Annotated in this window: 12 protein-coding genes, 1 tRNA gene and 1 rRNA gene; 11 read left to right on the top strand and 3 right to left on the bottom strand. The window is 38.6% G+C overall.

Annotated features, from left to right (window positions below):
* The first annotated feature begins 31 nt into the window (after window positions 1-31).
* The 7 genes from DV415_RS08300 (at window position 32) to DV415_RS08270 (ending at window position 6,367) form a co-directional block, all read left to right on the top strand.
* A tRNA-Arg gene (locus DV415_RS08300) sits at window positions 32-108 on the top strand.
* Between the two features lie 111 nt (window positions 109-219).
* Window positions 220-2,991, top strand: a complete 2,772-nt coding sequence (rapA, locus tag DV415_RS08295; protein ID WP_118790957.1) for an RNA polymerase-associated protein RapA — start codon at window positions 220-222, stop codon at window positions 2,989-2,991.
* A 2-nt stretch (window positions 2,992-2,993) separates the two neighbouring features.
* Window positions 2,994-3,653 (top strand): bifunctional tRNA pseudouridine(32) synthase/23S rRNA pseudouridine(746) synthase RluA, encoded by a 660-nt coding sequence (gene rluA, locus DV415_RS08290; protein WP_118790958.1) that lies wholly within the window; start codon window positions 2,994-2,996, stop codon window positions 3,651-3,653.
* Window positions 3,654-3,679: 26 nt separating this feature from the next.
* Entirely contained in the window at window positions 3,680-4,258 is a 579-nt protein-coding gene (locus DV415_RS08285) for a rhomboid family intramembrane serine protease (RefSeq protein WP_118776409.1), read from the top strand.
* 29 nt (window positions 4,259-4,287) lie between these two features.
* Window positions 4,288-5,040, top strand: coding sequence for a DeoR/GlpR family transcriptional regulator (locus tag DV415_RS08280; RefSeq protein WP_005641560.1), 753 nt, complete (start codon window positions 4,288-4,290; stop codon window positions 5,038-5,040).
* Window positions 5,041-5,167: 127 nt separating this feature from the next.
* On the top strand, window positions 5,168-5,920 hold the full coding sequence (locus DV415_RS08275) for an MlaA family lipoprotein (protein WP_118776410.1): 753 nt from the start codon (window positions 5,168-5,170) through the stop codon (window positions 5,918-5,920).
* A 57-nt stretch (window positions 5,921-5,977) separates the two neighbouring features.
* Window positions 5,978-6,367, top strand: coding sequence for a RidA family protein (locus DV415_RS08270; protein ID WP_005630808.1), 390 nt, complete (start codon window positions 5,978-5,980; stop codon window positions 6,365-6,367).
* 68 nt (window positions 6,368-6,435) lie between these two features.
* Here DV415_RS08270 and DV415_RS08265 read toward each other — a convergent pair whose 3' ends face one another.
* Both DV415_RS08265 and DV415_RS08260 read right to left on the bottom strand, forming a co-directional pair.
* The gene (locus DV415_RS08265) at window positions 6,436-7,602 is read right to left on the bottom strand and encodes a GmrSD restriction endonuclease domain-containing protein (protein WP_009500453.1); all 1,167 of its coding nucleotides are present in this window, start codon (window positions 7,600-7,602) and stop codon (window positions 6,436-6,438) included.
* 44 nt (window positions 7,603-7,646) lie between these two features.
* Window positions 7,647-8,855 carry an adenine-specific methyltransferase EcoRI family protein gene (locus DV415_RS08260; RefSeq protein ID WP_118790959.1) on the bottom strand — a complete coding sequence of 403 codons (1,209 nt, stop codon included), beginning with the start codon at window positions 8,853-8,855 and terminating at the stop codon, window positions 7,647-7,649.
* 345 nt (window positions 8,856-9,200) lie between these two features.
* Here DV415_RS08260 and htpX point away from each other — a divergent pair, with 345 nt between their 5' ends.
* The gene (htpX, locus tag DV415_RS08255; RefSeq protein WP_192879118.1) at window positions 9,201-10,055 is read left to right on the top strand and encodes a protease HtpX; all 855 of its coding nucleotides are present in this window, start codon (window positions 9,201-9,203) and stop codon (window positions 10,053-10,055) included.
* 44 nt (window positions 10,056-10,099) lie between these two features.
* Here htpX and tusA read toward each other — a convergent pair whose 3' ends face one another.
* Window positions 10,100-10,339 (bottom strand): sulfurtransferase TusA, encoded by a 240-nt coding sequence (tusA, locus tag DV415_RS08250; RefSeq protein WP_005630802.1) that lies wholly within the window; start codon window positions 10,337-10,339, stop codon window positions 10,100-10,102.
* 115 nt (window positions 10,340-10,454) lie between these two features.
* On the opposite strand from tusA, the gene DV415_RS08245 reads away from it, so the two are divergent.
* From DV415_RS08245 to DV415_RS08235, 3 genes are all read left to right on the top strand, one after another.
* Window positions 10,455-11,075: a YigZ family protein gene (locus tag DV415_RS08245; protein WP_118790961.1), complete on the top strand. Its 621-nt coding sequence runs from the start codon at window positions 10,455-10,457 to the stop codon at window positions 11,073-11,075.
* A 2-nt stretch (window positions 11,076-11,077) separates the two neighbouring features.
* Window positions 11,078-12,541 (top strand): TrkH family potassium uptake protein, encoded by a 1,464-nt coding sequence (locus DV415_RS08240; protein ID WP_118776414.1) that lies wholly within the window; start codon window positions 11,078-11,080, stop codon window positions 12,539-12,541.
* Between the two features lie 353 nt (window positions 12,542-12,894).
* Window positions 12,895-13,003 (top strand): 16S ribosomal RNA (locus DV415_RS08235); the annotation flags it as partial.

Genomic DNA, 13,003 nt, shown 5'->3' with positions numbered 1-13,003 from the left:
TGAAATTCCGTACAAAAGAAATCCTTTGAATGCGCCCTTAGCTCAGCTGGATAGAGCAACGCCCTTCTAAGGCGTGGGTCAAAGGTTCGAATCCTTTAGGGCGTGCCATTTATTTCTTCAATCCATTTTTTTATTCTCTTTTATTAATTTCTTTTGCTATTTAAGCAAGCTACAATACGCCCCCAAATTTTATCAATACGAATCAGAAAGAGAATTATTATGCCCTTTGCTATTGGTCAGCGCTGGTTGAGTGAAAGTGAAAACGCTTTAGGATTAGGTATCATTACCGCATTAGATCAACGAACTGTCACGATTTATTTCCCTGCTGCGGATGAAACGCGTATATATGCTGCTGCACAAGCGCCTTTAAGTCGAATTGTATTTAGCAAAGGTGAAACATTATCCCATCAAGCAGGCTGGCAAGGTGAGATTTTAGACGTTCAAAATATGAACGGTTTGCTATTTTATTTAGTTAAAAATCCACAAGGTGAAGATGTCATTGTGCAAGAACGTGATATTTCATCGATTATTTCTTTTAGCCAAGCGAAAGAGCGTCTGTTTTCAGCGCAAATTGATCGTAGCAGCCATTTTGCATTGCGTTATCGTACGCTTTGTCATCAGCAAGCACAATTTAAATCGCCATTGCGTGGTTTACGCGGAACGCGTGCGGGTTTAATTCCTCATCAGCTTCATATTGCAGCTGAAGTCGGTAATCGAGTTAATCCTCGCGTATTATTGGCGGATGAGGTTGGTTTAGGGAAAACCATTGAAGCAGGAATGATTTTGCAGAATCAACTTTTTGCTGAGAAAGTGCAACGTGTTCTTATTATCGTGCCAGAAACCTTGCAACATCAATGGTTGGTGGAAATGCTTCGTCGTTTTAATTTGCATTTTTCACTTTTTGATGAAGAACGTTGCAACGATTTTGATCTTGATGCGGTTAATCCGTTTACAACTGAAAGCTTAATTATTTGTTCGCTGAATTGGTTAGAAACTCATCCAAACCGAGTAGAGCAGGTGCTCAATGCTCAATTTGACTGTTTAATTGTGGATGAGGCACATCATCTTGTTTGGTCCGAAACCTCGCCAAGTGCAGCTTATTTATTAGTTGAACAGCTTGCTCGTATCATTCCATCCGTTTTGTTACTCACTGCAACTCCTGAACAACTTGGGCAAGAAAGTCATTTTGCTCGTTTGCGCTTACTGGATCCAGAACGTTTCTTTGATTATCAAACCTTTGTGAAAGAGCAGGAACGCTATCAACCTGTGGTTAATGCCGTTGAATCTTTGCTGGCAAATAAGGCATTAAGTGCGGTAGAAAAAAATCATATTTCTGATTTGTTACTTGAACAAGATGTCGAGCCACTTTTTAAAGCAATTGCATCAAATAATGATGAAGAACAACATCGAGCCCGTCAGGAACTGATTCAAGCCTTAATTGATCGTCACGGTACGGGGCGAATGTTATTCCGCAATACACGTCAAGGGGTGAAAGGTTTTCCGCACCGTGTTTACCACCAAATTACACTCTCTGAAGAGAATGAGAAAATTGATTGGTTGATTGATTTCCTCAAACTCCATCGCGATGAAAAAATTTTTGTGATTTGTCAGACAGCGGCAACGGCGATTCAGTTAGAACAAATTTTACGTGAACGTGAGGCGATTCGTGCAGCGGTATTCCACGAAAAAATGTCGATTATTGAACGTGATAGAGCTGCCGCTTATTTTGCGGATTTAGAAAACGGCGCGCAGGTTTTACTGAGCTCGAGTATTGGCTCGGAAGGGCGTAACTTCCAATTCGCAGCAAATTTAGTGTTATTTGATTTACCGACAAATCCTGATTTATTGGAACAATGTATTGGGAGATTAGATCGTATTGGACAAAAACGTGATGTGCAAATTTATGTGCCTTGTGCGAAAGATTCACCTCAAAGTCGTTTAGCGCGTTGGTACAATGAGGGGCTGAATGCTTTTGAACAAACTTGTCCAATGGGAATGGCATTATTTACGCAGTTTTTCGATGAGTTGGAAAAAGTGCGGTCAAATTCTACCGCACTTTCAGAGAATGAATTTTCTGAATTATTAAAACAAACTAAAACCGCACGGGAAAAACTCAAGATTGAGTTAGAAAAAGGTCGCGATCGTTTATTAGAGCTAAATTCTCATGGCGGTGAGCAAGCACAAGCGTTAGCGGATCAAATTGCTGATGAAGATAATTCGCCTGAGCTTGTAAATTTTACCTTAAAATTGTTTGATATTATTGGCGTAGAACAAGAGGAACTTGGGGCAAATAGTATTGTGATTAGCCCAACAGGGACAATGCTTGTGCCCGATTTTCCAGGTTTAAAAGAAGAAGGTGTGACGGTTACCTTTGATCGAGAACTTGCCCTTGCTCGCGAAGAAATGGAATTCTTGACTTGGGATCATCCTATGATTCGTCAAGGTATTGATCTTGTTGCTTCGGGGGATATTGGCAAAGCTGCAATGGCATTGCTTGTGAATAAGCAACTGCCCGCTGGAACCTTATTAATTGAATTAATTTACGTGGTGGAAAGCCAATCACCAAAAGGATTACAGCTCAATCGTTTCCTGCCGCCAACGCCTATTCGTTTGCTGCTTGATAACAAAGGAAATAACATTGGTGAGCAGGTTGCCTTTGAAACCTTGCATAGCAAATTGAAACCACTTGGTAAAAATATTGCCAATCAAATGGTGAAAATGGCACGGGCTAATATTGAAGCCTTGATCACGCGAGGCGATCAATTCGTAAAATCTTTAGCTGAACCGATTATTTCTGAGGCTAAAAATCAAGCAGACCAACAATTAAGCGCAGAAATTAACCGTTTACAGGCTTTGCGAGCGGTAAATAAAAATATTCGCCAAAGCGAAATTGATATTTTGGAACAACAACGAATACAATCACTGGACGAGCTTTCTAAAGCAAATTGGCGTTTGGATTGCTTGCGTGTCATTGTGACGAACAAGGAATAAAAATGGCATTGATTGAATACAATCCGCCTCTTGAACCTTATTTAGATATTATTTATCAAGATAATCATTTGTGCGTGGTGAACAAACCTAGCGGTTTGCTTTCTGTGCCGGGCAATCAACCACAATATTACGATAGTGCAATGAGTCGAGTGAAAGAAAAATTCGGCTTTTGTGAACCGGCTCATCGTTTGGATATGGCAACGAGCGGTATTATTGTGTTTGCTTTAAGTAAGGCGGCGGATCGTGAATTAAAACGTCAATTTCGCGAACGTGAACCGAAAAAACATTATCAAGCGATTGTTTGGGGGCATTTGGAGAAAGATTATGGCGAGGTAAATTTTCCAATGATTTGTGATTGGGAAAATCGACCGCGCCAACGTTTGGATTTTGTTTTAGGAAAAAGAGCGGTCACAAAATTCGAAGTTTTAGCACGTTTTCCCAATAACAGTACTCGCGTGAAACTGACGCCCGTGACAGGCCGATCTCATCAATTACGCTTGCACATGTTAGCATTGGGGCATCCAATTCTAGGCGATAAATTTTATTCTCATCCACAGGCTAAAGCTATGTCGCCAAGATTATGCTTGCACGCAGAGGAATTGACGATTACCCATCCTATTACAGGGGAAACAATGACCTTTAATGCGAAGTCTGATTTTTAAATTTGCGCAGAAGTACGAGATCACGAATGAAAAACTTTTTAGCTCAACAGGGAAAAATCACGCTAATTCTCACCGCACTTTGTGCGCTTATTTATATTGCTCAACAGCTGGGTTTTGAAGACGATATTATGTATTTGATGCATTACCCCGCTTACGAAGAGCAAGATAGCGAAGCGTGGCGCTATATCTCACATACACTGGTACATTTATCTAATTTGCATATTTTGTTTAATCTGTCTTGGTTTTTTATTTTCGGTGGAATGATTGAGCGCACTTTTGGTTCAGTCAAATTATTGATGTTGTATGTTGTAGCCTCCGCCATAACAGGGTATGTGCAAAACTATGTGTCTGGCCCCGCTTTCTTTGGACTTTCTGGTGTTGTGTATGCTGTGCTAGGCTATGTATTTATACGCGATAAGTTGAATCATCATTTATTTGATCTGCCAGAAGGTTTTTTCACCATGTTGTTGGTGGGGATCGCATTAGGTTTTGTTAGCCCATTATTTGGTATTGAAATGGGAAATGCTGCGCATATATCAGGCTTGATTGTCGGTCTTCTTTGGGGATTTATTGATAGCAAATTGCGCAAAAATTCGCTAGAGTAAGCCTGTTTAATTTGGATAAAGGATTCGCTATGAAACAATCGTTACGCCATCAAAAAATTATTAAACTGGTGGAGCAAGCTGGCTATTTAAGCACGGAAGAACTGGTTGCTGCCTTAGATGTTAGCCCTCAAACGATTCGCCGTGATTTGAATATTTTGGCGGAGTTAGATTTAATCCGTCGCCATCACGGTGGTGCGGCATCACCATCTTCTGCAGAAAATTCTGATTACGTGGATCGTAAACAATTCTTTTCATTACAAAAAAATAATATTGCACAGGAAGTTGCGAAGTTGATTCCTAACGGTGCATCTTTGTTTATTGATATTGGTACCACGCCTGAGGCTGTCGCCAATGCGTTGCTTGGCCACGAAAAACTCAGAATTGTGACGAACAATCTAAATGCCGCCCATCTTTTACGCCAAAATGAAAGTTTTGATATTGTCATGGCGGGCGGATCATTACGAATGGATGGTGGAATTATCGGCGAAGCTACGGTGAATTTTATTTCTCAATTTCGCCTAGATTTCGGGATTTTAGGGATTAGCGCGATCGATGCTGATGGTTCATTATTGGATTATGATTACCACGAAGTACAAGTCAAGAGAGCGATTATTGAAAGTTCACGTCAGACCTTATTAGTGACCGATCACTCTAAATTTACTCGCCAAGCGATTGTTCGCTTGGGCGAATTAAGTGATGTGGAATATTTGTTTACGGATGATGTTCCCGAAGGAATTGTTAATTATCTGAAAGGTCAGAAAACGAAATTAGTTTTATGTTAGGGATGAGAAAGTGCGGTAAAAATAATGTTTTTTTACCGCACTTTTTATATGTTTTATGGGAAATATTTATTTTGTTGTTATTTGGCAAATTAGGTAGAATAAGCCCACATTTATATAAGGATTCAAAATGAAAATAAAGACGATTTTGACCGCACTTTTTGGCGTAATTATGCTGACAGGTTGTGCAAATAAGAACGACACAAAACAAGCGAGTGACCGTAATGATACCCTTGAAGGGTTCAATCGAACCATGTGGAAATTTAACTATAACGTTATGGATCGTTATGTGTTAGAACCCGCTGCAAAAGGTTGGAATAACTATGTGCCTAAGCCAATTTCTTCAGGTCTTGCTGGCATTGCCAATAATCTTGATGAGCCAGTAAGCTTTGTGAACCGCTTAATTGAAGGTGAACCGAAAAAAGCATTTGTTCACTTTAATCGCTTTTGGATTAATACCGTATTTGGTCTAGGTGGCTTTATTGATTTTGCGAGCGCAAGCAAAGAATTACGCATAGATAATCAACGTGGTTTTGGTGAAACGTTAGGTAGCTACGGCGTAGATGCTGGCACTTATATTGTGCTACCGATTTATAATGCAACAACGCCAAGACAATTAACCGGTGCTGTGGTTGATGCGGCTTATATGTATCCATTCTGGGAATGGGTTGGCGGTCCGTGGTCGTTAGTGAAATATGGTGTGCAAGCAGTGGATGCCCGTGCGAAAAATATTGATAACGCTGAGTTGTTACGCCAAGCTCAAGATCCATATGTAACCTTTAGAGAAGCGTATTACCAAAATTTACAATTTAAAGTGAGTGATGGCAAATCAACAGAAAATAAAGAATCACTTTCTGATGACGTGCTAAAAGAAATTGATTAATAAACAAAAAAGTGCGGTGAAAAATAACCGCACTTTTTATCAACCAAGGAGAAAATGATGACTCAAATTATTCATACTGAAAAAGCACCAGCAGCCATTGGCCCTTATGTTCAAGCGGTTGATCTTGGCAATTTAGTTTTAACCTCAGGACAAATTCCCGTGAATCCTGCAACAGGCGAAGTGCCTGCGGATATCGTTGCGCAAGCGCGCCAATCTTTAGAAAATGTGAAAGCAATTATCGAGAAAGCGGGTTTAACCGCTGCAGATATTGTAAAAACGACGGTTTTTGTGAAAGATCTTAATGATTTTGCAGCGGTTAATGCAGAATACGAACGTTTCTTTAAAGAAAATAATCATCCTAACTTCCCTGCTCGTTCTTGCGTAGAAGTTGCACGTTTACCAAAAGATGTAGGATTAGAAATTGAAGCGATTGCTGTAAGAAAATAGTTTATTGTAAAGATTAAATTATTGCCCTTAACGCGAAAAATTACGTTTAGGGCATTGTATTGTATAGGTTATTTATTCCCTTTCGCTCGATTGTGCATTGTGCAAAGCATCTCGCAATTCTCAGCCGAAGTTGTCCCCCCTTTGCTCCACGCGGAAACGTGATCTGCTTCCATTTCTTTCATTGTCCAAATTTTGGTTTTATTGACATTGTCATGAATGGCACAAAGTGGACAGTTGGATTTTCCTTCTTTTTCGGCTTGCTCGGTTTGCTTTTTATAAGTTGCTTTTTTGGTAGCTTCGTCAAATACTCTAACATCTAGCAATCGTTTATCTTGTTCTCCACCTAAAATATATTCAAAAATCCCTTTACGGTTTTTTACATAAGGATCGGAATATAAGGCTTTTACCCGCCCTGCAACTTGTTTGGGATTGTAGGCAGTTTTGCCGTAGGTGTCGTACAATCGTCCCCATTCTAAGCCCTTCATTTCTTTCTCTGGGCTTTCTTCAAATACCATTGAAATCCAATCAATAACCGTGGTGAAATGATTTTCTAATTCGGTAATGTTGTCGCTGTGGCGATGAGTTTGCATATAGTCGCTCACTTTGCCTTTGCTTACCCAATTTAAGGCTTCAGCTAAGAAATCTTGTCGAGCAGCAGAGCCTTTAATATAAGCACCCCATTTTTGCGTATGTGGATTTTGGCTATTACTAAATTTTTCTTTCGCTTTGGTGACAAATTTGCCCGAATAAATTGCATTCAGTAATTCTTGCTCATTGAGCGGTACACCTGCAATGTTGATAGTTTTAAACCATTCTTTAATATCGCTTTCATCGCCTTTGCAAATATAAACCAGCAATTTGTTTTTTTTAATTAATTCCTGTTTATCTTCTGGTAACGCATTAAAGTTAAATGGCTCTCCATCAATGATGATTGAGAGTTTATTGGTCATAAATCTCCCAATACTGGTAATGCGTTGCTGTCCGTCTAGTACTTCGTATTGGTTGTCAGCAGTTTGGTTAAAATAAATCAGTCCAAGTGGGTAGCCTTTTAAAATGGATTGAATTACTGCAACATCTCGCTTACCGTCTGCATAAATATAGTTGCGTTGATATTCAGGCTGAATGGTGAGTTTTCCACCCCAGCCAAATAACCCTTTACCTTCCAATTCGTTATATTGGAATCCTTCGCACAGGGCTTCTAAAGTGATTTCATTATTTAAGGTTGTTTGCATCATTGTTGATTTTTCCGTTATAAGAGCGGTTGATTTTTGAAGGATTTTTACTGTTTGTGCTTAATAAAAATTCTCTGATAAGCAGATTGCACTGAGTGCCCATCTTGATTTATGAAATAATTTTTCTTTCCATCATTCATTGCAAGATTTGCGTTCTCATTTGTTTTTCCACCTTTTGAGCCTGTTTTCTCACCATTTTGTTTCATTTCCCAATAGTCATCATATTTTTTTGTATCTGGAACAAGATCATGACAACCTCGTTGTGTTGCTCCTAAAATTTCAAACTGATCTGGATTGTATTTATCTAAGAAAGAAATCGGTACTCCCATTATCCCGTCAAAATCACTTGGGATTGCATTAGTAAAAGGGACTTCAATGGCATTGTAATTATCGTATTTTAAGTAAGCAGCTGTACCTACGATTTTTTTATTAAATTTGAGATTGTCTGCCATTGTCATTAATGGTAATGGCTCGTGACGGCGACCATGATCTAAATTGGTAAGCCACATTCCTGTAGTTCTTGCCATTAGCTCATTTCCAACTTTTCGATATGCACTACCTTCTTGTTTATTTTCAATAAATTCATTTTCCATTTCTTTAGGGATATGGAACAATATATCTGCTCCCATAGACATTGCTCCAGACCAAATTTTATTTGATTGGATTAGAGGAAAAACCTCTTTATAAGTAATAGCATTCTTATTGCTTATAATTGTGAATTTTTTATCTGCTTCTACAATCCAAGCCAAAAACTCTCGAAACAGGGAAAATGGTGGGTTAGTGATAATAATATCGGCTTGATCACGTAATTTTTTCACTTCATCACTACGGAAATCACCATCGCCTTTTAAATATTTCCACTCTAAATCGTCAATATTGATTTTACCATCGCCCGACTTATCGTGCGTAAGCGTAAAAATTTTGCCTTGTTTTGGGCTTAATTCTAGATCAAAACGTTCATCACTTTGCTCAAATAAAGAGGGTTGATAAGCAAAGCCCGCAGGTTTGCTGGTAGCGGCAAAGCTTGTGCTGATAAGCTTTTTTAAACCTAAACGCTGGAAATTTTGGGCAAAGTATTTGGTAAAGTTGCTCCATTCGGGATCATCACAAGGAAGTAGAATGGTTTTATCTTTGAACACATCAGGATTGAAATCCAAGTAGGCTTGCATTTCTTTTTCAATGTCGTGGTATTGGGTGTAAAACTCGTCGTTTTTGGCGATTTTTGCTTTAGAAAGGTTGCTGTTTTTCGCTGCCATTATGCCACCTCTTTTTTATTGGTTGCTATTGACAGCAAAGAAAAGAAATTTATGCTATTTGCTTGCTTGCTTGCTTGCTTGCTTGCTTGCTTGCTTGCTTGCTTGCTTGCTTGCTTGCTTGCTTGCTTGCTTGCTTGCTTGCTTGCTATACATTTAAGATCCTTAATTTGTTGAGTAGTTTACTTTTGGGGATTATATCGTATTTAGATTGATAACACTACAATAGTGATGCATTGACCGCGCTTTTTGTTTGTATGCTGATAACAAAAATTTTACATTATACCTTGAATTTTTTGTGAATTTTCCCAACTAAGGAAATACTTAACCCTAACTTTGAGAGAACACATTATGATGCGTATTCTTCTTTTCTTGGCAACCAATATGGCTGTAATGCTGGTATTAGGTATTATTTTAAGTGTGACTGGTATTGCAGGAAATAGCACCGGCGGCATTTTAATTATGGCTTTGTTGTTTGGTTTTACTGGTTCATTAATTTCATTATTCCTGTCTAAAACGATGGCATTACGTTCTGTAGATGGAGAAGTGATTACTCAACCTCGTAATCAAACTGAACGTTGGTTAATTGATACCGTTAGTCGCCAAGCGCAGAAAGCGAGTATTCCGATGCCAGAAGTGGCGATTTATCATTCACCCGATGTGAATGCTTTTGCTACAGGTGCGACAAAAGGCAATTCTTTGGTGGCAGTGAGCACTGGATTATTAAACAACATGACGGAAGCTGAAGCTGAAGCTGTTTTAGCGCACGAAATTTCTCATATTTCAAATGGCGATATGGTGACTATGGCATTATTGCAAGGTGTATTGAATACTTTCGTGATTTTTTTGTCTCGTGTTATCGCAACAGCGGTGGCAAGTTCGCGTAACAATAATGGAGAAGAAACGCGCAGTTCAGGTATTTATTTCTTGGTTTCGATGGTATTGGAAATGCTCTTTGGTGTGCTTGCGAGTATTATCGCAATGTGGTTCTCTCGCTACCGCGAATTTCGTGCAGATGCAGGTTCCGCAAGTCTAGTAGGCAAAGAAAAGATGATCATGGCATTGCAACGTTTGCAACAACTTCACGAACCACAAAATCTCGAAGGTTCTTTAAATGCCTTTATGATTAATGGAAAACGAAGTGAACTTTTTATGAGTCATCCGCCACTCGAAAAGCGTATTGAAGCCTTACGCAATCTTTAAAAATTACAAAAAAATCGGCCGCACTTTAATGACGGCCGATTTTTTTATTTTCCTTTTTTCACCCAATATTTGAACGGTGGTTTTTCAACTTCACTTTGCAGTAAGGTGTGATCCATAAATTGACAGAAACTTGGAATATCTCTTGTTGTTGCAGGATCGTCAGCAATAATCAAAAGTATTTCTCCATCGTTAAGATGACGAATATTTTTACGAACAAGCATCACCGGTTCTGGACAACGTAATCCTAAAGTATCTAGGGTTTGTGTGACGGAAATTTCAGACATATTCTTTTTTCTTTTGAAAAACAGAGCTATATCATACCGCACTTACGGCAAAATTTCGACAAATCCCAGTCATCAGTGATAGACTAGTGTCATTGAAACTACTTTGAAAAAATAAATGGCGGAATACCTTGTTCCTAAAAGTGCGGTTATTTTTGAAGAAGAAATTAAGAAAAGCCGCTTTATTACTTATTTACAGCACACCGAAGGTTTAGAAGACGCGAGAGCTTTTTGGGCAAAGATTAAACAAGAACACCCAAATGCTCGGCATCATTGTTGGGCTGCCGTAGCAGGTAAGCCAACAGATTCTCTACAACTTGGTTTTTCTGATGATGGCGAACCTGCTGGAACGGCAGGAAAGCTAATGTTGAGTGCATTGCAAGGTAGTCAATTAGGTGAAATCAGTGCGGTGGTGGTTCGCTATTATGGAGGTATTTTGCTTGGAACGGGCGGATTAGTTCGTGCTTACGGTAATGGTGTTCAACAAGCGTTAAAGCTGATTGAAAGCGAAATTAAAGTTGAACGAGCCTCTTTCAAACTTGATTGTGACTATGGCCAGCTAAATTTAGTCCAACAACTTTGTGAAAAACATCAGATTGAGATTTTATCTCAAGATTTTCAGGCAAATATTCATTTGATTTTAGGTATTAGTGAAAAAACAATAGAGGCGTTTTCTTCAGAATTAACGGAAAAATCTGCGGGCAGATTAGTCATCCAACTTTTAGAGACAGGCGAATAATAGTGCATATTTTATCGATTATCCGAATTATTGGTATTCTTGTGATGTGTTTTTCTGGCACGATGCTGATTCCAGCATTTGTCGCACTGATTTATGGCGATGGTGGCGGCAAGGCATTTATGCAGGCTTTTATGTTGAGCTTGACGGCTGGCACATTGCTTTGGTGGCCATGCCATCACCATAAACAAGAATTACGATCTCGTGATGGTTTTTTGATTGTTGTGGCTTTTTGGTTAGTTTTAGGAAGCTTGGCAACATTGCCTCTTTTATTGTTCGATTCACCACATTTAACTATTGCTTCAGCTGTATTTGAAGCATTTTCTGGCTTAACTACTACTGGTGCAACGGTGATGACGGGGCTGGATAATTTACCTAAATCTATTTTGTTTTATCGTCAGTTTTTACAATGGTTAGGTGGTATGGGGATTATCGTATTGGCTGTGGCGATAATTCCGCTGTTGGGAATTGGTGGGACACAATTATATCGAGCAGAATCTTCAGGCCCTCTTAAAGATCAAAAATCTTTGCCTAAAATTTCAGAAGTGGCGAAAGCTCTATGGATTATTTATGCTTCATTAACTGTTCTTTGTGCCATTGCATATTGGCTATCAGGAATGAATCTTTTTGATGCCATTGGGCATAGTTTTTCGACGATTTCTAATGGGGGGTTTTCAACACATGATGCAAGTATTGGCTATTTTAATCAAGCTTCCATTTATTGGGTTACAACAATTTTTATGCTGATTGGGGGTGTTAATTTTAGTTTACATATTTCCGCTTTTCTTGCACTAGGTAAAAGAAATATTTGGCGAAATTATTGGAAAGATCCCGAATTTCGTTTTTTTCTAACGATGCAAATTATTTTTATTGGTATTGTATCTCTATCTTTATATGGTTATGGTTTAGTTTCAGATATGAACGAGGCAGTAACAAAAGGTGCATTACAATTAACATCAATGTCAATGACTGCTGGTTATACGATTTTTGATATTGATAATCTTCCGCCTTTTATTGGGCTTTTACTGGTAATTTCTGCGGTAATTGGTGGTTGTGGTGGTTCAACAACTGGGGGATTAAAAGCGATACGGACACTTATATTGTGGAAACAAATCGATCGAGAACTGCATAGTTTAATTCATCCAAATTTAGTACAACCAATTCGAATAGGTAAAAATCGTCTAGCACCAAGAATGATAGAAAGTATTTGGGCATTTTTCATTATTTTTATACTGGTTTATTGGGGGTGTGTTTTTGCTGTTATTCTTTGTGGAATGAATGCTTTTGATGCGATGGGAGCCGTATTCGCCACATTAACGAATGCAGGACCGGGACTTGGTTTTATTCACGAAAGTTTTATTGATGTTCCAGAAAGTGCTAAATTAGTCTTTAGTTTTGCTATGATCTGTGGACGTTTAGAAATGTTTTCATTAATCGTGCTGTTTATTCCAAGCTATTGGAAAAAATAATAATTGGAAAATTATTGTATTTTTGACCGCACTTTTTAATGAAATGTTTATATTTCCATCAAAAGATCATTTTTTTAAATATTTTTACAAAAAGTACTTGCAAGGGTTTTGAAAATCCCTATAATGCACCGCACACAACGACGCACTGTTGTGAAGTATTTAAGTTTCCACGTGCGTCGTTATTTTTTGCTCTTTAACAATGTATCAGACAATCTGTGTGGGCACTTGTTGATTGACTTGTTTTAAACTATTTTTAATTTTGAAGTCTTAATAGGTGCTTAACTGAAAATTCATAATTACTTTTTAAGTAGTGTTTTATTTATAGCTAAGCAGTTTATTGAGCGATTGAACTTGAATTGAAGAGTTTGATCATGGCTCAGATTGAACGCTGGCGGCAGGCTTAACACATGCAAGTCGAACGGTAGCAGGAGAAAGCTTGCTTTCTTGCTGACGAGTGGCGGA

This window comes from Haemophilus haemolyticus (assembly GCF_003490595.1).
Taxonomy (GTDB): Bacteria; Pseudomonadota; Gammaproteobacteria; order Enterobacterales; family Pasteurellaceae; genus Haemophilus; species Haemophilus haemolyticus_L.
Note: the sequence above shows the minus strand (reverse complement) of the source record. Positions and strands in the feature narration are given on the sequence as shown.